The sequence below is a fragment of the Blautia sp. 210820-DFI.6.14 genome, from assembly GCF_020558815.1.
GTDB lineage: Bacteria > Bacillota > Clostridia > Lachnospirales > Lachnospiraceae > Blautia_A > Blautia_A obeum.
Genome location: NZ_JAJCKS010000007.1, coordinates 95,815 through 118,669, shown reverse-complemented (window position 1 = coordinate 118,669; position 22,855 = coordinate 95,815). Strand labels below are relative to the sequence as shown.

Annotated in this window: 20 protein-coding genes; 16 read left to right on the top strand and 4 right to left on the bottom strand. The window is 39.3% G+C overall.

Features of this window, described 5'->3' with window-relative positions:
* Nucleotides 1-5: 5 nt before the first annotated feature.
* The 14 genes from LI112_RS07955 to LI112_RS07890 all read left to right on the top strand — a co-directional run bounded on the left by LI112_RS07955 (nucleotide 6) and on the right by LI112_RS07890 (nucleotide 18,013).
* Nucleotides 6-998, top strand: a complete 993-nt coding sequence (locus LI112_RS07955) for a S9 family peptidase (RefSeq protein WP_156340260.1) — start codon at nucleotides 6-8, stop codon at nucleotides 996-998.
* 19 nt (nucleotides 999-1,017) lie between these two features.
* Nucleotides 1,018-2,757: a non-ribosomal peptide synthetase gene (locus LI112_RS07950; protein ID WP_227190494.1), complete on the top strand. Its 1,740-nt coding sequence runs from the start codon at nucleotides 1,018-1,020 to the stop codon at nucleotides 2,755-2,757.
* 3 nt (nucleotides 2,758-2,760) lie between these two features.
* Nucleotides 2,761-6,567: an amino acid adenylation domain-containing protein gene (locus LI112_RS07945; RefSeq protein WP_156340263.1), complete on the top strand. Its 3,807-nt coding sequence runs from the start codon at nucleotides 2,761-2,763 to the stop codon at nucleotides 6,565-6,567.
* The gene (locus LI112_RS07940; RefSeq protein WP_055282716.1) at nucleotides 6,557-7,582 is read left to right on the top strand and encodes an NAD-dependent epimerase/dehydratase family protein; all 1,026 of its coding nucleotides are present in this window, start codon (nucleotides 6,557-6,559) and stop codon (nucleotides 7,580-7,582) included. Before LI112_RS07945 ends, LI112_RS07940 begins: the two co-directional genes overlap by 11 nt.
* Complete coding sequence (locus tag LI112_RS07935; RefSeq protein ID WP_015528442.1) at nucleotides 7,579-8,679, top strand: Gfo/Idh/MocA family oxidoreductase; 1,101 nt, start codon at nucleotides 7,579-7,581, stop codon at nucleotides 8,677-8,679. Before LI112_RS07940 ends, LI112_RS07935 begins: the two co-directional genes overlap by 4 nt.
* Nucleotides 8,672-9,406, top strand: coding sequence for a class I SAM-dependent methyltransferase (locus LI112_RS07930; protein WP_055222064.1), 735 nt, complete (start codon nucleotides 8,672-8,674; stop codon nucleotides 9,404-9,406). The genes LI112_RS07935 and LI112_RS07930 overlap by 8 nt, the downstream gene beginning before the upstream one ends.
* Nucleotides 9,407-9,705: 299 nt before the next feature.
* Nucleotides 9,706-10,671, top strand: a complete 966-nt coding sequence (locus tag LI112_RS07925) for an AraC family transcriptional regulator (protein WP_015528443.1) — start codon at nucleotides 9,706-9,708, stop codon at nucleotides 10,669-10,671.
* Between the two features lie 130 nt (nucleotides 10,672-10,801).
* Complete coding sequence (locus LI112_RS07920; RefSeq protein WP_008395315.1) at nucleotides 10,802-11,398, top strand: MptD family putative ECF transporter S component; 597 nt, start codon at nucleotides 10,802-10,804, stop codon at nucleotides 11,396-11,398.
* Nucleotides 11,398-12,150 carry an energy-coupling factor transporter transmembrane component T gene (locus LI112_RS07915; protein ID WP_015528444.1) on the top strand — a complete coding sequence of 251 codons (753 nt, stop codon included), beginning with the start codon at nucleotides 11,398-11,400 and terminating at the stop codon, nucleotides 12,148-12,150. The genes LI112_RS07920 and LI112_RS07915 overlap by 1 nt, the downstream gene beginning before the upstream one ends.
* Nucleotides 12,147-13,613, top strand: a complete 1,467-nt coding sequence (locus LI112_RS07910) for an ABC transporter ATP-binding protein (RefSeq protein WP_015568880.1) — start codon at nucleotides 12,147-12,149, stop codon at nucleotides 13,611-13,613. Before LI112_RS07915 ends, LI112_RS07910 begins: the two co-directional genes overlap by 4 nt.
* A gap of 126 nt (nucleotides 13,614-13,739) precedes the next feature.
* The gene (locus tag LI112_RS07905) at nucleotides 13,740-15,524 is read left to right on the top strand and encodes an ABC transporter ATP-binding protein (protein ID WP_015528446.1); all 1,785 of its coding nucleotides are present in this window, start codon (nucleotides 13,740-13,742) and stop codon (nucleotides 15,522-15,524) included.
* On the top strand, nucleotides 15,525-17,273 hold the full coding sequence (locus LI112_RS07900) for an ABC transporter ATP-binding protein (protein WP_227190493.1): 1,749 nt from the start codon (nucleotides 15,525-15,527) through the stop codon (nucleotides 17,271-17,273).
* A gap of 11 nt (nucleotides 17,274-17,284) precedes the next feature.
* Nucleotides 17,285-17,653: a metal-dependent transcriptional regulator gene (locus LI112_RS07895; protein WP_015528448.1), complete on the top strand. Its 369-nt coding sequence runs from the start codon at nucleotides 17,285-17,287 to the stop codon at nucleotides 17,651-17,653.
* Nucleotides 17,654-17,776: 123 nt separating this feature from the next.
* Complete coding sequence (locus LI112_RS07890; RefSeq protein ID WP_015568877.1) at nucleotides 17,777-18,013, top strand: hypothetical protein; 237 nt, start codon at nucleotides 17,777-17,779, stop codon at nucleotides 18,011-18,013.
* Nucleotides 18,014-18,028: 15 nt separating this feature from the next.
* Here LI112_RS07890 and LI112_RS07885 read toward each other — a convergent pair whose 3' ends face one another.
* Nucleotides 18,029-19,408, bottom strand: coding sequence for a relaxase/mobilization nuclease domain-containing protein (locus tag LI112_RS07885; protein ID WP_015568876.1), 1,380 nt, complete (start codon nucleotides 19,406-19,408; stop codon nucleotides 18,029-18,031).
* Nucleotides 19,375-19,698 carry a MobC family plasmid mobilization relaxosome protein gene (locus LI112_RS07880; RefSeq protein ID WP_015528451.1) on the bottom strand — a complete coding sequence of 108 codons (324 nt, stop codon included), beginning with the start codon at nucleotides 19,696-19,698 and terminating at the stop codon, nucleotides 19,375-19,377. Before LI112_RS07880 ends, LI112_RS07885 begins: the two co-directional genes overlap by 34 nt.
* A 249-nt stretch (nucleotides 19,699-19,947) precedes the next feature.
* Here LI112_RS07880 and LI112_RS07875 point away from each other — a divergent pair, with 249 nt between their 5' ends.
* Nucleotides 19,948-20,322: an MmcQ/YjbR family DNA-binding protein gene (locus LI112_RS07875; protein WP_054356897.1), complete on the top strand. Its 375-nt coding sequence runs from the start codon at nucleotides 19,948-19,950 to the stop codon at nucleotides 20,320-20,322.
* Between the two features lie 102 nt (nucleotides 20,323-20,424).
* Here LI112_RS07875 and LI112_RS07870 read toward each other — a convergent pair whose 3' ends face one another.
* Both LI112_RS07870 and LI112_RS07865 read right to left on the bottom strand, forming a co-directional pair.
* On the bottom strand, nucleotides 20,425-20,625 hold the full coding sequence (locus LI112_RS07870) for a helix-turn-helix transcriptional regulator (protein ID WP_005344265.1): 201 nt from the start codon (nucleotides 20,623-20,625) through the stop codon (nucleotides 20,425-20,427).
* Between the two features lie 56 nt (nucleotides 20,626-20,681).
* Nucleotides 20,682-21,413 carry an XRE family transcriptional regulator gene (locus tag LI112_RS07865; RefSeq protein ID WP_008688138.1) on the bottom strand — a complete coding sequence of 244 codons (732 nt, stop codon included), beginning with the start codon at nucleotides 21,411-21,413 and terminating at the stop codon, nucleotides 20,682-20,684.
* A 194-nt stretch (nucleotides 21,414-21,607) separates the two neighbouring features.
* On the opposite strand from LI112_RS07865, the gene dinB reads away from it, so the two are divergent.
* A complete protein-coding gene (gene dinB, locus LI112_RS07860) occupies nucleotides 21,608-22,855 on the top strand; it encodes a DNA polymerase IV (protein ID WP_024728258.1) in 1,248 nt (415 codons plus the stop codon).

The following is a 22,855-nucleotide window of genomic DNA, read 5'->3' as shown; positions in this document are numbered from 1 at the left end:
AAAATATGTTTGTAAAAGAATTGGAAATTACTTTGGAAAATGGAATGAAAATTTCAGGAGAATTAGATTTGCCAGAAAGGCAAGGTCAATGGAAAACGATTATTTTATTTCATGGTTCCGGTCCATCTGATCGGCACGCTACAGTTGAATCCATGGGAGGTATAGTATCCCGTAATTTTGATTTATTGAGCGAAGGGTTTGTGAAAGCTAGATATGCGGTATTTCGTTATGATAAAAGAGAAAATTATGATATAGAAATAATTATTCGGGATGCCAGAGAGGTAACGAGATTTGTTTCTGGCTTGTCTGAAGTGGAAGGAATTCTGTTTTATGGATGGAGTGAAGGAGTACGAGTTTGTACAACTTTAGTTTCAGATTTTCCGAATGCGCAGGCTTTGATTCTTCAGTCGGGTATTGCAGAAGGATGGAGTTCCTATTTCTCTTATATATTGCGCGAACTTACAGTAGAAAAGTTGAAAGAGTTGGATAACAATAGTGATAGCATATTAGAAATTTCGGATTTTTTGAATTGTATACCGGACTCCACATCTATCTCTTTCTCTCTGTATTTACTTATTCTTGGTACGGATAAGGAGGGAAATATGAAATTTAATGAAGAACTTGATCCAGAAGGGAAAGGAAGATTCAGCATAATAGATAATTGGATACCATTGGCAGATGAAATAGTTGCAGATCCTACTACTTTAATTCGATTTGCTGAAAATGCTCCTGGAGAAACATGGGCAGGAATATTAGATGACATAAAAAAAATCCAATTACCTATTTTAGTACTTCATGGTTTGAATGACGGATGGATTTCTCCGGTAGAAGCTGTGCAAATAGCAAAGGCAGCAAGGAATAATGCAGATATAATTTTGTTTAAAGGGTTGGGACATTCACTTTCTAAGGTAAGTTCTCCATTAAAGGATGAAGGCGGTACTATAGAAGATGAGGTTATTGTGAGAGTCGTAAAATGGCTTAAAAAGAATGTGGAATAGTTGAGGAAAGGAAATGTATATGATGAACGATCGAGAGTTTTCTAATAGAAAGGAAACATTACATGGAGAATTTTATGAAAATGCATTGAAATATCCAGAGAGAATTGCGCTTATCTATGAAAATGAGAAAGTTTCTTATAAGATGTTGCGTTTATATGCGTTGCGTGCAGCAAACTATATGTGGCAAAGAGGAGTAAGAAGAAATGATAAGATTGTAGTTATATTGCCGAGAGGTATTGGACAAGTAGCTGCATTGTTAGGAATTCTTGCAATAGGTGCAGCGTATGTTCCGATTGCGATGAAGCAGCCGTTAGGACGTCGGAAAAAAATCATAGAAAATGTCAAGCCGGCTCTTGTATTGCAGGATGAAGCCTTTTTAGAAGAGAATCCATGGACTGGGTGTATTGAAAATAATTCAAAAGATACTGCCTATATTATTTATACATCGGGCTCTAGCGGAGAACCTAAAGGAGTAGAAATGAGTCATGTGGCTGCAATGAATACAATAGAAGAAATTTTACATATGTGGAATATTGGTGCGGAAGATTCCGTATTAAATATATCAGCATTTGATTTTGATTTGTCGGTTTTTGACATATTTGGTCTTTTAACTGTTGGAGGGACAATTGTTTTAATTGATGAAGACGACTTTAGAGATCCAGAAGTATGGAAAAATCTGATAGAGATTTATGGAATTACTATTTGGAATAGTGCCCCCGCGTTATTGGACATGTTTTTGATAATGGGGGAAAATAATCATTTTGGTAAATTGCGGTTGGCATTAGTGTCAGGGGACTGGATTCCTTTATATTTACCGGAGAAATGGTATAAAGTAACTTCAGCAAACTCGCAATTTGTAGCGTTGGGCGGAGCGACAGAAGGCGGAATTTGGTCCAACTATTATTGCGTTTCAAAAGTAGATAGATTGTGGAATTCTATTCCTTATGGGCAAGCATTACCAAAACAGAAATATAGGATTACGGATGAAAATTTTGTGGAGTGCGGAGTTGATATTCCTGGTGAATTGCAAATTGGAGGTGGAAGTCTGGCAAAAGGCTATATTAATGATGAAGAGCTAACAATGAAAAAGTTTATTACGGATGTAAAAGGGGAACGTTGGTATAGAACAGGAGATCGGGGAAGGCGATGGGCAGATGGAACGATAGAGTTTTTAGGGCGAATGGATACCCAAGTAAAGATACGTGGACATCGAATTGAGTTGGGAGAAATTGAAAGTGTATTAAAAAGTATTTCAAGAATAAAAGAAGCCGTAGTTGTTGCTCAGGGGGATAAATACCATAAAGAATTAGCTGCATTTTACTTGGGAGAGTACATTGCAGAGAGTGAAATAGAAGATTATCTTAAGATACATCTTCCTGAGTATTCTATACCGAATTCTATAAACAGATTAGAAAATTTTCCTCTTAATGCAAATGGAAAAGTTGATAGAAGAAGATTGGCAGAATATCAGAAAACTGATAGTGTGGAAATAATGTCTGACAAAGTATTAAATATTGTACTGATGATTTGGGAGGAGCTATTGAAAAATAAAGTGGCTGATTTGGATGAGAACCTTTTTAAGATAGGTGCAGACAGCTTGCTTGCGGCTAGATTTGTTGCGGCTATTAATGCTCGTTGCGGAATAGAGGTACGCATGAAAGAGGTCTTTATGAATCCATCAATTAACGCACTAACAAAATTGGTTGATAAGAGAAAAAATACAGATATAGCAGAATTTGTAGAAGAGGGGGAAATTTAAAAAATGCAGGACACGAAAAAAGTAGCAGGAGAATTATTAGTAGAGCTTGAAAAAAAAGGCGTTACTTTTGAAACTGTTGATGGAAAATTAAAATATAAAGATTCCAAAGGGAATTTTACAGAAAATTCTAAAGAGAAAGTTAAAAAATATAAAGAAGAAATAATTGAAATTTTGAAGAAAAAACAAACGATAGACGAGTTTATTACGGATAATGATTATGAAACTAATGTATATCCTTTGACTGATGTGCAAGCAGCCTATTTAGTTGGAAAAACAGAAGCTGTGAAGTGGGGTGGAATTGGATGTAAAGGATATATTGAGGTTGATTTTGGTTCCTACAGTGCAGAAGAACTATCAAGAGCTTGGAAAGTATTGGTAAATAGGCATGAAATGCTAAGAGCGAAAGTAACAGAGGTCGGATTTGAAATTTTAGAGAGAGATGAGATTGATTATGAAATTAAAATAGTAAATCTACAAAAAATGGCAGAGAGGGAAAAAGTAGATACTTTATCTAAGATTAGGGAGGATTTTGGTGAATATGTTTTTCATACGGAGGAACCTCCATTATTTAAAGTGCTAATAACGAAGCGTATAGAAGGAAATTTTTTCCATCTACTTGTTGATTTAATTGTTTCAGATTTTGCAAGTGTGCAACTTCTGATTTCTGAAATGGGAGAACTTTTGAAAGGAGCTTCATTAGAAAAAATAAGGTATAAGTTTTCAGATTATGCAATGTTCAATCAACAACGTAAAGGAAGTTTAAAATGGCATCAGGATAGAATGTATTGGTTAGAAAGACTGAAAAAATTGCCGGAGGCTCCAATTCTTCCACAAGATGGACGAGCCGCAGATAAGTGTGAAAATACATATGAATTTTATCGATTTCAGAAACATATTAATCAGTCTGACTGGAAACGTATAAAGGAAATTGCAGGAGAATACGGAGTAACAGTTTCATCGGTGCTTATTGGTATATACGCAGAAGTTATTTCAAGGTGGAGTTCGAATAAACATTTTACACTCAATTTACCAATTCAAAATAGACCAACTATCGGAAATAATACTAATTCCATAGTAGGAGACTTTACAGCAGTGAACTTGCTAGAAGTAAATGTAACTCAAAATATGAGTTTTATAGAAAGAGTCAAAGAAATTACAAAAAGATTGATGGAGGATTTAGAGCATAATTCTTTTTCTGGTGTCGAAGTGCTAAGAGAACTGAGTAAAGTGTCTGAAGAAAAGGAATTATTAATGCCGATCGTATTTACAGGGGTTTTGAAGACTGATGGCACTGTAGGCACTATTGAATATGGGTTTAGTCATACCCCTCAAGTATGGATTGATTGTCAGATAGTCGATGAGATAGATTCAGAAGATCAAGAAAAAGGCCTGATGATAAGCTGGGATACAAGAAAAGGTGCGATAAAAGAATCTATTGTAACGGAGATGTTTGAGTCTTTTACTGAAACAATAAGAATACTTGGAATAAAACATTCGGAAGAATGGAAGAATCCATTGGAAATTATAGTGCCAAGTGCGAGTAAGAAAAAAGTAATTTGCGAACGAAATAAAGGTATTACGAATCAATCACGTATTCAACAGAGATTTGTTAAGTATGCGAAAAAGAATTCTAATAAAACTGCCGTAATAGATGCTGTTGAAACAGTGACATATGGAGAATTGTTGGAAAGAGCAGAATATATAGCAGGTTATTTAAGAAAAGAATTTGTGGAAAATAGAACTGGACTGGTTGCGATAAGAATGAAAAAATCTGTAAATCAAATTGCAGCAGTAATGGGTGTTTTGATTGCTGGATTTTCTTATTTACCTATTGATATAAAACAGCCATTGGCACGACAAGAAAAAATTTTATCAAAAGCAAATGTTATTGTGGAATTGGATGAGAAAAAAGTAAATATGATACTTCAGAATTTGGAATACCGATTAGAAAAGCATCCAGAATTCCAAAATCCTATTGCATATGTAATATTTACTTCTGGCTCTACAGGAGAGCCTAAAGGTGTAGTAATGTCACATACTGCGGCACAAAATACTCTTATATCTATTGAAAATATGTATAATATCTCGGAAGAGGATACAATCCTTGGTATTGCGGAACTGTCATTTGATCTTTCTGTATTTGATATATTTAGTGTATTGGGAGTTGGTGGAACATTAGTATTACCGAATCCAGAAAAAGGACCAGATGCATCCCATTGGGGCAGATTACTTAATGAATACAAAGTGACCTTGTGGAATAGTGTTCCAGCGCAGGCGGAAATGTTAGATGCTTTTGCGTCTAAATCGGAGAGTTATCCGACAGTTAGATTAGTACTGTTATCCGGAGATTGGATAAATACTAGTCTGCCAGGAAGACTAAGAAAGATTATGACCAACGCTCAAATGATTAGTTTGGGAGGCGCTACGGAAGGTGGGATTTGGTCTATATATCATGAAATTGATGAAATAGAAGAAAGGCCTACTATATTATATGGAAAAGCTTTGCTTGGACAGTGGATGGGAGTTGTAGACGAGGAATTGAGAATTTGTCCGGAATATGTTTCGGGGCAAATTGCCATAGGAGGATATTCTTTGGCAGAAGGCTATTTAGGAGATACAACATTAACAAAAGAAAAATTTGTTTATGTGGAAGAAGAAAAGAACAGGATTTATCTCACTGGAGATAATGGAAGATATGTAGAGAATGGCGACATTGAATTTTTAGGCAGATTAGATAATCAGGTAAAAATCAATGGGCATAGAATAGAAATTGCGGAAATAGAAAATGCAATACGTGGAATGCAAAATATTGAAGATTGTTGCGTGGTTTATAATCAAAGTATAGGGAAGGGTGTGCTGATAGCTTTTATAAAAAATAAAATATCGAGCATTTCCTATACGAAAGAAGAATACAGAAAGCAGTTAGCCTTTTTTTTGCCACCAGCAATGATTCCTTCAGAGTTTGTAAATGTAGAGAGGTTTCCACTTTCTACTAATGGCAAAATAGACAGAAAAGGACTGGCAGAGAGTATACAAAAGAACATCAAGGTAAAGCATAATGCAAAAGCAACTTTAATTTCGCAAAAGAAGGAATATGTAGAACTTGCTAAAAGTATCAAAAAAATCGTATGCTCTATTTCTGGAAATGATTATATTGATTATGAAGATAATTTATTAGAAAATGGACTTGATTCTTTGTTATTATCTCAGATTTCTGGGCGCATAGTTAGTGACATACAAGAAGCACAAGGCATGAGATTTGATGAAATATTACGGGCATCGTTGACGATGCCAACAATTATGGGGATTGCTCAGTATATATCGGATTGTAAAAATCCTTCAAAAAATCAAATGCATAGTAATGCAGGAAATCAAACAAGAAATTCATATACTGTTGTATATATATTTGGGGATAACGAAAATGAAATAAGAGATGTTCTTATAGAAAAGTTGAGCGCTTCAAACATAAGTTGTAAGAGAGTGGGAGGGCAAGAAATAATTGAAAGATGTCATGAAGACATAAGTGTTAAAAAGAAATATATTATTGCCTTTTCCGAAATGGCTTCTTTATGCATAACTAAGGCAAGTGAACTATTGGGGGAAAACATTATTATTAACCGCATTTTTTTAATAAATCCATCTAAAGCAAAAGAAAGTGATTTATATTTAGGAGATATAAGCATAATTGACGGAAATTCAGTTGCTATTAAATCTTGGGAAAAGGCTGTTTTAGGTAACGTTAGAGAATTTGAATCTAATAGTAATGACATTTTTGATATTATTATGAGGGAACTAGAAAATGATAAATAATCGCAGAACAATCTGTATTCTTGGCGGAACAGGTACTGTTGGTGTGACAGCGTGTAAGGTTTTAAGTAAGTTAGGCTATTCATTAAGAGTCAGTGTACGGAATATAGAAACAATAAAAGATACAGGAATGTATATGGCTCCCAACATCCAATTATTTGAACTTGATATTGATAAGGAAAGTAATATTGGAAAATTCTTTAAAGGAAGTGATTTGGTAATAGGAGCAATCGGACCTTCCGCAGACTATAGTGAAAAAATGTTACTTGAAGCAATGGCAGAGAATATTCCGTATGTTGACCCAGGAGGAATTCATTTAATTAGAAAAATGAGGAATTCTAGCATGAAAGGTACCGCTATAGTTGGTTCGGGAATATTTCCGGGGTTATCAGGATGGATGTTGTCTTCTGTGCTTAAAGAAGCTTTCAATGATGACTTAATAGAGATGATTATTGGAGGTGTCTATAATTTTTCAAAAGCTGCCGCAATCGATTATGTGGAAGAAATAAAAAGTTATAAAGCTGGAATTCCTATGGCATGTGTGCGAAATGGAAAAATTTTACCTGCTCAGAAAAGAAGTCCGCTGAATCTTCCAACAAGAATTTCGAAATTATCTATATTGCCATATGTTACAGAAGAAATTCAAGAAATTATACAAGGGAAATATATGCTTAATATTGATTCATATACGGCGGCACCTGTAAGTTTATTTTCAATAGTAAATAAGGCGCATTGTCAAAAAAAAGATTTAGTAAATGCATTAATGGGACAGAAAAATAGCAACCAAAAAGCTTTTATATGGGTAAGACAAAATAAAGGAAATGATAGTAGATGCATTTATTTTGAAGGAAAAAATCCGAGTGTTTTAACTGGCGAAATATTAGCGATTACTGCCAATGCAATATTTGAAATGCCTAGGAAGGATGGAATTTATACAATGGCAAGTTATCTTGAAAAATATCAAGTGTTAGATGAACTTAAAAAAATAGATAAGTTCAAATCAGAGGGAAAGATATGAAGAAAAAACAGATTTTAGTATGTGGAACAGGATTTGGGAAAATTTATTTGAAAGCTATTGCAGAAAGTAAAGAATATGAGCTTATGGGTATATTGGGAAAAGGAAGCGATAGATCCAGACTTCTTTCAAAGAATCTAAATGTGCCAATGTATACGGATATTAAAGAAATAAATCAAAATGTTGATGCAGCATGTGTAGTTGTACCTAATGCGGCTGGAGGTGGAAACGGTGCCAATATAGCTAAAAGTATACTTGCAAAAGGGATACCAACATTATTAGAACATCCTGCTCATGAGGTAGAAATTGTTAATTGTATAAGAGAATCCGGAAGTGCCGCTTTTATGTTGAATCCATTTTATCGGTATATCAAGCCAATTCGAGATTTTTTAGAGGCGGCACAAATAATAAGTAAACATGCTCATCTTATAAATGCATCCTTGGAATGCGCTATACATGTATTATATGATGGAATAGATATATTGGGGTGTGCGTTGGGAGGCTTATCTACATGGAAATTGGGAAATGTAGCAGAATCTTATACAACTTCTATGGCAGGAGGGGGTAACAGAGTTATTAGTGGTATAATTGGAATGGTTCCGGTAACATTTATAGTGAATACCAATGTGGATCGTAACGATATAGACCATCCATTACATTTATATCATAGAATAGAATTGACATTTTCCACAGGGCGGCTCTGTCTGGTCAATACCCATGGTCCGGTAATATGGCTTCCTTTCTTGCATATGCCAAGAGATGAATATGGAACACTAAGTATTAATGTAGAAGAGGAAGTAAATATACCCTCTGGTGTTACTATAGGAAATGTAATGTTACCATCAGTAAAAGAAACGTTTGAACAAATATGGCCGGATGCAGTAAAGAAAGCTTTAGAGATTTTATTTAAGCAAAATAGAACAGAAAAAATGTCCATGGCGCAATATCAAATATATGTATCAAAATTATGGTCTGAAATATGTCAGAAAGTGGGCTATATGAATATCGTTGATTATGACAATTTTGGTGACATAAAAAGTATATTTTATGATTTGGAAAAAAGACATTTAATAAAAAAGGAGAATGACGGGATTGAATGAAATTGAGAATGTATACGGAGAGACAGTAGAATTTTATGATTTATCAGCTCTTTCACAGATAGGGAACAAAAAAATTGTTTTAAACAAATTTGCTGATATGGTTAAGGATTTAGATGGAATCATTTTGGATATAGGTGCAGGAACTGGAAAAACAACAATAGAGATGGCTAATATGATATGTGATAAAGAAATAATTGCTTTAGAACCATCGGCTTATATGAGAACAGCATTTATGGCAAGATTAATGGAGCATAATGAAGTTAAAGAGAGAATTTCTCTATTGCCGATAGATGTAGGTAAATATTCATTTCGAGATAAAATAAGTGGTGTAATGTGCATGGGAGTACTTGGACATTTAAAAAGGGATGAACAAGAAAAATTATTGTATAAATTAGATAAAAATTTGAATATAAATGTCCCAATCCTGATAGAACTTTTAGAACCGAAATTTCTTGTTGCGCCAGTAGGAAGTAGAATATCGGTGGCTACTCAAGGAAGATTGCGCTATGAGACGTATATTACCGATATAAAGCAAGTGGGGATGGATCAATGGACATGGAGATTGACCTATAAAGTTTTTTGTGGTAAAAACATAGTTAGTACTGTAGATAGCCTAATGTCGTGGAATTATCAGAGTGTGGAAAAAATTTTAAACCAATTGACAAAAATGCACTTTAGAACAGCTAAATTATCAGAAACATTATTACTTGCAATAAAAGCACGATAAATATGAACTTCAGATAAAATTAACTCTCGAACTGTCAGGTGTTCCTAAAATGCCATATTTATAAGATAATTTAGCGATGTGCAGGGAGAACAATGAGAATTAATATTAAATTGTCAGTACAATGGGTTTTAAAAGTGACTTTATCGTCTTGTGAGATGCAGAAAGAAATGGAAGTAAGTGAAGTTTGTAATTTACATTAAGTAGTGTCTGCTTTTTACATGATTACAAAATTTGACTTTTTACTTTGGAAGTTGTAAAATTTAATTAGTCTTATCTAACTTCGGGAGGAATGCTTGTACATGACAAACCAATACATGAATAATCTTTATCGTGATCTGCTCTCTAATTCACCGCAGACAATAACCATAGATATTCCAGCAGACATGGGGACAGGGCAGATTTTACAGGTGGTCACGAAACAGGGAGCAGTTGTTTCGGACTGGAAAATGAATTATTTTTCAGATATGAACGTGCAGGGAGTGAGTAGCGAAGAATACATTCAAATGTTGTTCTGCTTCAATGATGGTGTTTCCTGGAATATTGCAGATAGCCGACAAAGTATCAGCATACAAAAAGGTGAGTCCTGTATTTATCGTGGACACGGGAAAATGGAATATCTGTGCTATTCCAAACAAAACGATTTCCTTTTCAAAAATGTAAAAGTACCACTGTCGTATTTCCGTAAAATTATGAATGACTATTTTGATGTTGGTGAGATTGAGGTTTATCAGAAAAAACTATTGGAAGGTATATCAAAAGTAGGTATTACTCCCTATATGGAGCACATTTTTGCGGAACTGAAAGACTTCACGCAATATCGCGGCGGATTGGGATACCTGTTTTTGGAAAGCAAAGTTTTTGAGTTGTTATCTGTATATTTGAGTGAGATTTTGGAACTGAGTATTCTTGCGTCAACTTATATAGCAATTTCCAGAAGTGACCGAGAATCCATCATAGAAGCGAAGAGAATCATTGACAGTCAGCTTGCTTTGGCACCAAGTTGTGAGGAATTGGCGCGAAAAGTCAATATTAGTACTTCAAAATTGTCAAAGGGTTTTTCCTCGCTGTTTGGAACATCGGTTCATGCGTATATTATAGATCAGCGATTGGAAAAGGCGGCAAGTCTACTATTAGAAAGTAATTTGAACGTAAGTCAGGTGGCAGCATTTGTAGGCTATTCAAAACCGAGTAACTTTGCTGCGGCATTCAAAAAGAAGTATGGGGTAATTCCTAAAAACTATAAAACGGAAAATACGATTGGTTAAAATTAAAAAATACCGATTTTGGGTAGAATAAAACCGTTTTTGGGTTGGAAATGTAGGCGTAAATTGTTATTATATGTGGTGTAGTTAGAAAATACTAACTACACCATTTTTTAGATAGGAGGATACTGGTATGAGTTCCCAGAAAAAAAGTTCCCGGCTTGAGGGAAAAGATTTAATTACTATCGGCATCTACACCGTCATCTATGTCGTCATTGTTATGCTGGTGGCGATGCTTGGCTTCATCCCCATTTTTATTCCGCTGATGGCGGTGCTGTGTCCTTTGATTGGCGGCATCCCCTATATGCTGTATGTTACAAAGGCTAAAAAATTCGGGATGACTGCAATCATGGGTTTCCTGATTGGTCTAATCATGGTGTTCTTCGGCAACGGCTATCTTACTATGGTAACTGGTCTTGTTGGCGGCCTGTTGGCTGACGTGATCCTGAAAAAGGCAGACTACAAAAGTGCAAAGAGTACAGTTCTTTCCTGCGGTGTGTTCAGCATCTGGGTGTTTGGCAACTTTGCTCCCATTTTCCTGAACCGTGAAAGCTATATGGTAATGCTGACTGAAGGATACGGCACTGAATATGCAGCTACCCTTAATACATATATGCCTATGTGGATTGCGCCTATTTTGCTGGTTGCCTGCTTTGTGTTTGGCCTTGTCGGAGGTATGATTGGGAAAGCCATTTGCAAAAAGCACTTCCAGCGTGCCGGTATTGCATAATGGCGCGGGAAATTCTGCTCAGCAAAAAAACAGAACAAGGGTTGCGGCTCGATCCGCGTACAAAACTGTTGCTCATCTTCATCATAAGCATTTTTGTCATGGGTGGAACAGGCGGAGAAGCTATGGGACTGATCCGCCTTGTTCTTTGTGTGGTTCCGGCTATATTGCTGCTTACCTCGAAACAATGTGCAAAAGCTGTGGGCTATATTGCTGTGTTTTCTGTTTTTTATGCTGTCCAAATTTATGTTTTGCCGCACCTTACGGGGATATTGAATTTCCTTGTTCTGTTTACAACAGGATTCTTCTGCCGAATCCTTCCCAGTGTTGCGATTGCTGCCTATGCAGTGAAAACAACAACGGTCAGTGAATTGATTTCCGGCATGGAAAGAATCCATATGCCTAAAGAAGTGACGATCCCCTTAACGGTCATGTTCCGCTTCTTTCCAACTGTCTTTCAGGAGTCAGAAGCAATCAGTGACGCTATGAAAATGCGTGGGATTAAACTTGGAGGGAAAAAATCTTCAAAAATATTGGAGTATAAGCTGATCCCGATGATTACCTGCTCCGTGAAAATCGGTGAGGAACTTTCCGCTGCGGCAATTACCCGTGGCCTCGGCGCTCCTGTCAAACGCACAAACATTTGCCAGCTTAAATTCAATTTTGCCGATGTGGTGCTGATCTTGTTTTGTTGCTTTGTAGTGTTTTGGGCGATTGCTTCCCCGATAATTTCCGCAGGAGGGATTTTGCCATGATAGATTTTCAAAATGTTTCTTTTTCTTATGGTGAAGAATCCAGCGGCGGAGGGATTAGAAATGTCAATCTCACCATAAACACAGGGGAATTTGTTTTACTCACGGGAGAATCCGGCTGTGGGAAAACAACGATTACCCGTTTGGTAAATGGGCTGGTGCCTCATTATTACGAGGGCAAATTAGAGGGCGATGTCCTTCTGGACGGAAAAAGCGTATCAGATACGCCGCTTTATGACTTGGCTGCTATGGTGGGATCTGTATTCCAGAATCCCAAAAGTCAGTTTTTCAACGTGGATACGGATAGTGAATTAGCCTTTGCCTGTGAAAATTTAGGCTATCCTCAGGAGGATATCCTGAAAAGGATTGACCGGACAGTTTCCGATTATCATATTGAAGATTTGATGGGGCGAAGCGTGTTTGCTCTGTCCGGAGGCGAAAAGCAAAAAATAGCCTGTGCTTCATCAAGTGTATTGCTGCCGGGAATTATGGTCCTGGACGAACCATCTTCTAATTTGGATATGGCTGCTATTGATGACCTGCGGCAGGTCCTAAGCCTCTGGAAAAAGCAGGGCAAAACAATTCTGATCGCAGAACACCGCCTTTACTACCTTCACGATCTTGCAGATCGTATGCTGTATGTAAAAGATGGGGAGATTGAACGGGAATACACGCCTGCTGAATTTGACAGCTTATCGGACGGCACTCGAAAAGAAATGGGGCTGCGGCCGTTTTCTCTCTCGAAGTTGAAGCCTGCGAATCAGTATCAGGCGCATACAGCTAAACAGATGGAATTTCAAAATTTCTGCTTTGCGTATAAAAAGCGGGAACCGGAAAGCCTCCATATTCCGAGTGCAGAACTGCCTGTTGGAGAAACGATTGCCATTATCGGTCTGAATGGCGCTGGAAAATCTACTCTGGCCCGCTGTATTTGCGGACTGGAAAAGAAGTGTGGCTTTTTGCAGGTTGAGGGGAAAACCCTTGATTGGAAAGCCCGGCTCAAACATTGCTACATGGTAATGCAGGATACCAGCCATCAGCTATTTACCGAAAGCGTGGCGGATGAAGTGCTTCTGAGCATGGACAACAAGGATGAAACTGTTGTGGATAAAATCCTTAAACAGTTTGATCTGCTGGAATATAAAGACAGGCACCCGCTTTCTCTTTCCGGCGGGCAAAAACAGCGGGTAGCGATCGCGTCTGCCATTGTGAGTAACCGGGAGATCATTGTGTTTGACGAACCAACAAGCGGGCTTGATCTCAAACATATGCGGGAAGTTGCGCGGAGTTTGAAGTCACTCGCGGATCAGGGCAAAACGCTTCTTGTTATTACGCATGATCCGGAGTTGGTGATGGCGGGATGTTCGTATGTAGTCCATATGGAAAAAGGGCAAGTAAAAGAAAGCTATCCATTGGACGAATCCGGCAGTAAAAAGGTTTTGGATTTTTTCCGAATCCGCCAGTGAATTTTAGAAATTATGAATGTCAGGGCCGCCTTGACTGGACAGAAAGATAATGATAAGAGGCCGCTTTACTTTGGCGGCCTCTTGTTTTTGAAGCACAGACAGTACGGCTCAATATAAGGAGGGCTTATGTTCAAAAAAATCTTTGAGTACGCAGGGCCATATAAGAAAAATATGTATGTGGCCACGGTTGTCGTACTGGTCAGCGTTCTTATGGGCATCCTGCCTTTTGTGCTGGCCTATCAGGTCATTTCGCCATTGGTTATGGGCGATTCTGTTGAAACAGAATTTGTTTTATTGCGTGTTATAGGGGTTTTGATCTGTCTTGTTTTGCAGGCGTTTTTTTATGGATGGGGATTATCAATTTCTCATAAAGCAGCATATAACACATTGTTCCGGCTGCGGGTATCTCTGCAAAAGAAGTTTGAGAAACTTCCCCTTGGCATTGTGGAGGAAAAAGGGACAGGGACAATCAAAAAGCTGTTTGTCGATGATGTGGACAGCTTGGAATTGCTCCTTGCTCATTCAGTCCCAGAGGGTATCGCAAATTTACTGATCCCGCTGGTGATTTATGTTGCTATGTTTTGTGCGGACTGGAAACTGGCTCTTATGTCTTTGGCCTCTATCCCGATCAGCCTGCTCTCCATGGTCATTATGTACTCTGTTGGAATGAAGCGCATGGGTCCCTACTATCAGTCTGCACAGAAAATGAACAACACGATCATTGAGTACATCAATGGTATGGAGGTTGTCAAGGTTTTCAACCGGGAGAGCGAATCTTACGAGAACTTCCGCAAGGATGTAACGGACTATCGGGATTATACCTTGGCATGGTATAAGGCCGCCTGGCCCTGGATGGCGATATACGGAAGTCTACTGCCCTGCACTGTTATTCTGACTTTGCCTCTTGGGGCATGGTTTGTTCTCTGTGGCATAAGCACTTTACCTGATTTGATTTTAGTCCTCTGCCTTTCCCTCAGCATTGGGATTCCTCTCCTGAAAGCACTGGGCTTTATGGAGACGATTCCGAATCTGAATTATAAGATCACGGCACTTGAACAGATGTTAAATACGGCACCGCTGCAAGCTGCTGAGGATGATTTCCACGGACAGGATTTTAACATTTCTTACGATCATGTTTCCTTTGCGTATCAGACGACACAGCCTGGCCCAGATGGGAAACCGATAATAGCGGAAAACGAAGTCCTCCACGATATTACCTTTGTGGCACAAGCAGGACAAAAAACTGCCCTGGTTGGTGAATCCGGTTCTGGCAAGAGCACCCTTGCAAAACTGTTGATCCACTACTATGACCCGCAGAAAGGGAGCATTTCCATTGGCGGGCAGAAACTTTGTGATATGAGCCTGGAGGCATTGAACAGCCGCATTTCCTATGTGGCTCAGGATCAGTACCTGTTTAACACCTCCCTGCTGGAAAATATCCGTCTTGGACGTTTGGATGCTACCGATGAGGAAGTAATGCAGGCGGCGAAGAAAGCCCGGTGTATGGAGTTTCTGGAAAAGCTGCCGCAAGGTATTCACTCCATGGCGGGCGATGCGGGGAAAATGCTTTCCGGGGGGCAGCGCCAGCGAATTTCCCTGGCGCGGGCAATATTGAAGGATGCCCCGATTGTAGTGCTTGACGAGGCCACGGCCTATGCTGATCCAGAAAATGAGGAAAAAATGGAGGCTGCTATTGCGGAGCTGGTGGAGGGAAAAACCTTGGTAGTTATCGCTCACAAACTTCCCGCTATAATGAACGCAGATCAAATATGCGTTATGGATCACGGAAAGATGGTGGCAACCGGAAAACATCAGGAGCTGATTCAAGCTTGCCCAGAATACCAAAAGTTGTGGAAAGCGGCTCAGGACAGCGCCGAGTGGAAAGTATCTACTGCAAAGGAGGGAAGATAAATGTTTGCATTGATTTCAAGAATCCTGAACCTCTCCGGGAGGTATAAAAGCCGTATTCAGGCTGCATTTCTATGTGCATTTGTCGAGTCCATTCTCTCCAAAATGCCGATCTTCATGGCGTTTATTGTCTTGGCCGGGTTTGCTGATAATACGCTGACTGGAAAGACCTGTCTGTTTGTCGGACTTGGATTATTAGCTGTTGTAGTGGTTCAGACAGTGGTTCACTATTTGAGCGACCGTCTGCAAAGTGCCGCTGGATTTATGATCTTTGCTGATAAACGGATGGAGTTGGGAAATCATTTAAGAAAAATGCCGATGGGTTACTTTACATCGGGGAATATTGGCAAAATCAGCTCTGTTCTCAGTACGGATATGGTATTCATTGAGGAAGTTTCTATGAGTACCATTGGCAACATGATGAGCTATATGCTGTCTACTTTGGTTTTAGCTGTTTTTATGTTCGTACTGGATTGGAGACTTGGGCTGATTGCGGTAATCATTACCTTGCTGGCATCACTGGTTGCAAAATATATGAATAAGGTTTCCTTCAAGGAGGCTGTCGGGCGTCAAAACCAAAGCGAGAATTTGACGGATGCGGTCTTGTCTTTTGCTGAAGGAATTGGGGTTATCAAAAGTTACAATCTGCTCGGAGAAAAATCTGACGAATTAACGGAAAACTTCAAAAAATCAAGGGATGTCAATACGAAGTTTGAGCAGAAAATGACACCGTGGACCACTGGCTTAAACATTCTCTATGGCGTGGGTATTGCCGCTATCTTCGGTTTATCCGTTTTTTTACATCAGGAAGGCGTACTCTCCCTGGCTTATCTTTTGGGCGTGCTGCTGTTTGTCTTTGATCTCTTTGGACCTCTGAAAGCTCTTTATGGAGAAGCAACCCGACTGACCGTGATGAATGCCGCATTAGACCGCATTGAAGCTGTTTTGGACGAGCCCGAACTTCCCGATAACGGAAATCAACATATTCTGTCACAGGCACAGCCGGATCAGCCAGAAGTACAATTTAGCGATGTGGGCTTCGCCTATCAGGACAAGGAAGTCCTGCACAACATCAGCTTCTCTATGCAGAAGAATACCATGACCGCACTTGTGGGACCGTCTGGCGGTGGCAAATCCACGATTGCGAACCTTCTGGCGCGGCTGTGGGATGTGAAATCCGGCAAAGTGACAATCCGTGGTACAGATATTCGGGATGTACCTCTCGCCGAACTGATGGAACAGATCAGCATGGTTTTCCAGAGGGTGTACTTGTTCCAGGATACCATTTACAACAATATCAGCATGGGTAAACCGGACGCTACCGAGGAAGAAGTCTATGAGGCTGCAAAAAAAGCCCGCTGCTATGATTTTATCATGGCGCTGCCAGATGGATTCCAGACAGTCATCGGTGAAGGCGGCTCTACTCTGTCCGGCGGCGAAAAGCAAAGAATCTCTATCGCCCGATGCATTTTGAAGGACGCACCGATTGTCATTCTGGATGAAGCGACTGCAAGTGTTGATACCGATAATGAAAGCTATATCCAGGAGGCAATCAATGAGCTGGTAAAGGGTAAAACATTACTTGTGATTGCACATCGCCTGAATACCATCCGTCAGGCAGATCAGATTTTGGTGATCTCTGATGGACGGATCAGCGAACAGGGAACCCATGACGAGCTTATGGCAAAAGCCGGGATTTATCAGGATTTTGTAAATATCCGTAAAAAGGCTTCCGGCTGGAGCCTTGCATAAAGGAGGAACCGATGAAGATTCATGCGTCCGGGGAGGATTATCTGGAGGCTGTGCTGATTCTTCAAAAGAAGCAGGGTATGGTCCGATCCATTGATCTTGCCCGGCACATGGGATTCAGTAAACCGAGCATCAGCCATGCAGTAGGTGTGTTAAAGAATGGCGGTTTCCTGACTGTCGATGAAGATGGATACCTCAATCTGACTAATGCCGGGCGGGAGGTTGCCGAGAAAATTTATGAACGCCATCAGTTCTTTACGGAGCAGCTTGTAGCTGTCGGGGTTGATCGGGAAACTGCAGAAAGAGATGCCTGTCGGATAGAACATGTAATCAGTGAAGAAGCTTTTGAAAAATTGAAAACTTCGGTTGAAAAAAAGTATTAGTACAATGTTGATTCACCGAATCTTTTATGTTCATCATACTATAGAATTGTTGAGAAACGTGAAACAGGGTATGAAACTCGTATACTAAAAGACATTCAGAGTGGAATTACACTAGAAACACTTATGGCAAAAGGACATAGGAAAACGCCGGAAGAAAAAGCAGCTGTTGCGAAACAAAAGAGGAAACAGAGGCGAGCAAAACGGAAAAAAGAAGCAAGAGATAATCTGACCAAAGAAGAGATCTTGCAAGATGACCGATTTTTCTGTATTGCTGGTTATACCTCCGGAGGTGCACCGTATGGTGTCACCTGGGAGGAAAAGGATTTGAAACCTTGGGAAGATTGGGAAGAAAATGAGTGAGTTGCCAGTGCAATCTTATTTTTCTCTTGTGACAGAAACAGGTTCCTTTTTTGCCGGAAGTAAGTCTGAACTGATCTCTGGAGCATCGAGCAGTGCAGTGAAATTTTGCTGAATGATCTCTAGGGTTTTCTGCTTTTTCTGCAATTCCTGTTTTTCCCGGACAGTAGCATCCTGTTCAGATTCAAGATTTTCAATCCGCTTCTGGATTTTATTAGAGCTTGGGATTTTGGTGACACCGAGATCCTGAAGCTCTTTTTTTAGTGAATCGTGGAGCTGGTATTCTGCCTGATGTTTGGTGCGGTATGCTTTTGGATTTTTAGCAGATTTACAATCTTCAATTACTTTACGACAAAGCCGGTAAGAATCGCAGTGTTTCTGAATGACTTTCTGCGTGCTCAGCTCACTGTTGATTTGTGCTATTCTTTGGTCGGCAACTTTCACAGAAGCTTCAATGTCAGATACATGCTGCCTGAAATCGTCATAATTCAGCAAGTTATTTTCGGAAAGATAGTTGAAGGTATGGGCTGCCTCTTTTAGATTATTGAGCTTTGCCCATCGTTCAAATCCCTCTCGATTTCCAGTTGTGACATAAGTGGAGATATTGATATACAAGCGAGCTTCTCTGGACAGATGTCTTGGAGTTTTTACTTTGCTACGATTTTTAGCCAGACGGATGCGAACATTTTCTTCGGAATAATAGCTTCCGAGAGATTTCATATAAGTGAAGTTCTTCTGCTCCGGTGCACGGAAGGACAGGTGCTTTCCCTGCCGGACTTCATATCCGGCTAACTGCATCTTTTGCAGAAATTCCTCATAGTTGATGGAAGTCCAGATTGATTTATCAACTGCGACACGTAGCTTGGCTTTCCAACTGGTGCCACGATGATATTCCATGTTCTCTTTATAGCTTTTACCTTTTTCTCCGGTTGGCATGCTGGTGGCAAGTCCATTTTCATGGCAGATACGATTACTGATTCTGCAGAGTTTATGGTAGCTCCGCTTATTGGAAACATACTTGTGATGATCAACAAAGCTTGCAGCGTTGAAGATGATATGATTGTGAATATGATTTTTGTCAACGTGTGTGCTGATCACGTACTCATATTTTCCTTTCAGCACTTCGTCAGCAAATTGTTGACCTAAGCGATGGGCATTTTCGGCATCAACTTCTCCAGGTTTAAATGATTGGATCAGATGAAATGCCAGGTTATCGCCTTTATCCATTCCATTCTTTTTTGCCATTTCTCTTGTCATAGAAAATTCAAGATCTGCAGTTTCCGGGGAACAGCCAAAACTGGAAACTAACAGTTTTTCATCTGTCTTATCTGGATTTGTAATATAGTCCAGAGCTTTCTTGTCAGTTACCTTAATGGGGAAGATTTTAAGATACGCCATAATTCTTTCACCATCTCTTTCAATTCTTGCATTTCTTCTGGATATAGATCTCCGGTGGTATTTACCTTTTTTGCAATCTGGTTGATATTTACACCAATCTTGTGCATTTCCTCATACTGTTTCTTCAGTGGGGTGGTATCGGTGTTGACGATGTAACCGTCGATTGCCATCTTACGCAGATAAGCTCCCATGTTTTTGGTTTTTGATTCTATCATCTTCCTGCGTATAAGCTTCCTTTCTTCTTCGGTGACATAAAAATGGATTTCTTTGTTTCTCTTTCTTTCAGCCATTGGTGGGTTCTCCTTTCTGAGAGGACAGTAGTATCGTTGCTTTCAACGTTTTTCAATTTAGGGCAGGGTACCCTAAATTGGGATTTCCCGGAAGTGTATCCTCACTTCCTGTCCTTGCTGTTTTACCTCTCTATTAGTTAAAGTCAGGAGAACCGGGAAAATGCAAAAGAATTTGGCAGGTAGTACGGGATACGAAAATGTGGTATGATTATGGGCAGGATATCAGAAGAATCAGGAGTTGAATAGATTGTGAAGAAAGAAGAAATTTTTGAATATGTGCAGAAACAGTATGGCACGATTCCGGAATATTTATGGAGTAAACTACCGGACAGTGCAGTACTTCGACATAAGAATGGGAAATGGTATGCAGTGATCATGACGGTTGAAAAATCGAAACTGGGATTAGAAGGAAGAGAGATGGTTGATATCATTGACGTAAAGTGTGATCCGGACATGACAAATATGATTATTCAGACTTATGGATTTTTACCTGGGTATCATATGAATAAGCAGCACTGGATCACTATTTTACTGGATGGTTCGGTCAGCGAAGCAAAGGTACTGGACTTTTTAGATATGAGTTATGACCTGATTGATGGAGCAGGCAGAAAGGAAAACAAATGAGAAAAGCAATCGTATATGCATCTGTGCATCATGGAATTACACTGATTTTTGAGCAAAAGGAAAACCGGGGATTTTATTCCTCGGTTTTTCGGCTGTTATGCTTCAGTCTTCAACTTGAAAAATATCTTCTACAGGCACTTTCAGGTAATGGGCCAGCCGGATTGCAATCTCAAGAGAGGGATTACGTTCTCCACGTTCGATGCGGCCTATAGTCTGGCTGCAGGAACCTATGGCTTCAGCCAAATCTGCTTGAATGAGATTCCGTTCTTCACGAATATCTTTTAATGTATTATTGATTGCCATTCAATCACTTCCTTTGCTTATTGTTATCAGCAGGATCATGAACCTGCTGTTGAAATCTAATGAAATCCCGGAATTTCTGCACCTTTGCATTTTCCGATTACTTTTCCAAAAATCTTAAAAGAGTCAGATTCCAAAACTTGGATAGGACGATATTTTTGATTTAAAGAAATCAGATAAACACCATCTGGCTCATCGTGTAATTCCTTGATGTAAGTATTACCGTTGAGATAGAAGATTCCAATTTCACCATTAGCAAGAGAATCTTTTTTCTGAATCCATGCGACATCGCCTGTATGATAAAGTGGTTCCATACTGTCACCGGAGATCCGTACACCAAAGTCAGTCTGCTCAGGAGCAAGGTGTCCTACGTCATAAGTTTCTTTTACAGAATCTTCCAGGTAATTTCCAGTACCAGCAGAAACTGGTTCCCAGGTAATTTCTACAGGATGATGGAATGGGATAATCTTTGCAGACAGTGGAGAAAACTTTTTAGAAGCTTTCAAAATATCAGCAAATTCAATCAATTTATTTCTGCCTTCTTCATTCAATCCACTCATAATGTTATATGGATTTTCTCCAAAGAAAGATTCATATATATCTTCGATATCAAGTAACTGGCAAAGTGTCAGGAAAACATGTAAAGCTGGTTCTCGTGCATTGGTCTCCCATTTGGAGATTGCTTTTGTAGTGACCTGAATACCTTCCTGAGAAAGCAGGTCTACCAGATCTGATTGAGAGTATCCTTTCTTTTTTCTATTTTCTGCTAATATTTCCCCGAAATCACGCATTTGTTCGCCTCATTTCTATTTGAATTTTCTATATGCATTATACCGTATGTTAGAAATAAAATCAACAATAATCTCCAAAATGGAGAAAATACAACCAAGATGTTACTTGACTATCTCCGGAATGTCGATATATACTAAACATACAGAAATTGATAAGACATCATATTGAAGGAAACAGCTAGGAGGTGAAAAGTTTGAGTGAGCGTGTGATCCTGCATAGTGATATGAACTGTTTTTATGCCAGTGTAGAAATGCTACATCATCCGGAATTTGCAGGAATGCCTCTGGCAGTAGGTGGCGATCCGGAAGCCCGGCATGGGATTGTGCTGACAGCAAATTATATTGCAAAGCAAAAAGGTGTAAAGACCGGAATGGCATTATGGCAGGCAAAACAGATTTGTCCGGAAATCATATTTGTACCACCACGGATGGATTTGTATTTGAGATTTTCAAAGATGGCAAGAGAAATCTATTCGGAGTATACGGACAAGATCGAGCCATATGGAATTGATGAAGCCTGGCTGGATGTATCGGACAGCAGAAATCTGAAAGGAAGCGGAATGACGATTGCAAGAGAAATCAGCCATCGGATTAAATACGAACTGGGTGTAACGGTAAGTATTGGAATTTCCTGGAATAAGATTTATGCGAAACTTGGTTCAGATTATAAAAAGCCGGATGCAATCACAGAGTTTAATCGAGAAAATTATAAAGACAGGATATGGCAGCTTCCAGCGTCAGATTTGCTTTATGTCGGAAGACAGACAAATAAGAAATTGCAAAAACTTGGAATCCGGACAATCGGGCAACTTGCGGAATCAGACGAAAAGTTGTTAGAGAGTCATTTTGGAAAAATAGGAAATGTATTATGGGCTTTCGCAAATGGCTGGGATGAAGATCCGGTTTGCAAGGAAGGATATGAAGCACCAGTAAAGTCGATAGGTAATAGCACTACAACACCGAGAGATCTGGAAAATGATCTGGATGTCTGGATCATTCAAATAGCATTGGCAGAAAGTGTAGCTGCACGATTGCGGAAACATGGATTTAAATGCAAAACAGTAGAAATTACAGTTCGAGATAATCGATTGTATAGTTTTTCCAGACAGATACATTTACGACAGCCAACGAATATTACAAACGAGATTGTAACTGCAGCATTTCAGCTATTTAAAGATAATTACAAATGGGAACATCCCATTAGAAGCCTGGGGATCCGAGCTGCGGATCTTGTGTTAGATGATATTCCCGTGCAGTTGGATTTATTTGGAAATCAGGAGAAAAAGGAAAAGTTAGAGAAGCTGGATCGTACTGTAGATGAGATCAGACGACGGTTTGGTTATTTCAGTATACAGCGAGCGGCAATGTATCAGGATAAAGTCTTATCCCACTTAGACGCTGGTACGCACACGATCCATCCACATAGTTATTTCCATGGGTAA

Coding starts and splice junctions, on each gene's coding strand:
- LI112_RS07955 (WP_156340260.1), top strand. CDS start 6: ATGTTTGTAAAAGAATTGGAAATTACTTTGGAAAATGGAATGAAAATT.
- LI112_RS07950 (WP_227190494.1), top strand. CDS start 1,018: ATGATGAACGATCGAGAGTTTTCTAATAGAAAGGAAACATTACATGGA.
- LI112_RS07945 (WP_156340263.1), top strand. CDS start 2,761: ATGCAGGACACGAAAAAAGTAGCAGGAGAATTATTAGTAGAGCTTGAA.
- LI112_RS07940 (WP_055282716.1), top strand. CDS start 6,557: ATGATAAATAATCGCAGAACAATCTGTATTCTTGGCGGAACAGGTACT.
- LI112_RS07935 (WP_015528442.1), top strand. CDS start 7,579: ATGAAGAAAAAACAGATTTTAGTATGTGGAACAGGATTTGGGAAAATT.
- LI112_RS07925 (WP_015528443.1), top strand. CDS start 9,706: ATGACAAACCAATACATGAATAATCTTTATCGTGATCTGCTCTCTAAT.
- LI112_RS07920 (WP_008395315.1), top strand. CDS start 10,802: ATGAGTTCCCAGAAAAAAAGTTCCCGGCTTGAGGGAAAAGATTTAATT.
- LI112_RS07915 (WP_015528444.1), top strand. CDS start 11,398: ATGGCGCGGGAAATTCTGCTCAGCAAAAAAACAGAACAAGGGTTGCGG.
- LI112_RS07910 (WP_015568880.1), top strand. CDS start 12,147: ATGATAGATTTTCAAAATGTTTCTTTTTCTTATGGTGAAGAATCCAGC.
- LI112_RS07905 (WP_015528446.1), top strand. CDS start 13,740: ATGTTCAAAAAAATCTTTGAGTACGCAGGGCCATATAAGAAAAATATG.
- LI112_RS07900 (WP_227190493.1), top strand. CDS start 15,525: ATGTTTGCATTGATTTCAAGAATCCTGAACCTCTCCGGGAGGTATAAA.
- LI112_RS07895 (WP_015528448.1), top strand. CDS start 17,285: ATGAAGATTCATGCGTCCGGGGAGGATTATCTGGAGGCTGTGCTGATT.
- LI112_RS07890 (WP_015568877.1), top strand. CDS start 17,777: ATGGCAAAAGGACATAGGAAAACGCCGGAAGAAAAAGCAGCTGTTGCG.
- LI112_RS07885 (WP_015568876.1), bottom strand. CDS start 19,408: ATGGCGTATCTTAAAATCTTCCCCATTAAGGTAACTGACAAGAAAGCT.
- LI112_RS07880 (WP_015528451.1), bottom strand. CDS start 19,698: ATGGCTGAAAGAAAGAGAAACAAAGAAATCCATTTTTATGTCACCGAA.
- LI112_RS07870 (WP_005344265.1), bottom strand. CDS start 20,625: ATGGCAATCAATAATACATTAAAAGATATTCGTGAAGAACGGAATCTC.
- LI112_RS07865 (WP_008688138.1), bottom strand. CDS start 21,413: ATGCGTGATTTCGGGGAAATATTAGCAGAAAATAGAAAAAAGAAAGGA.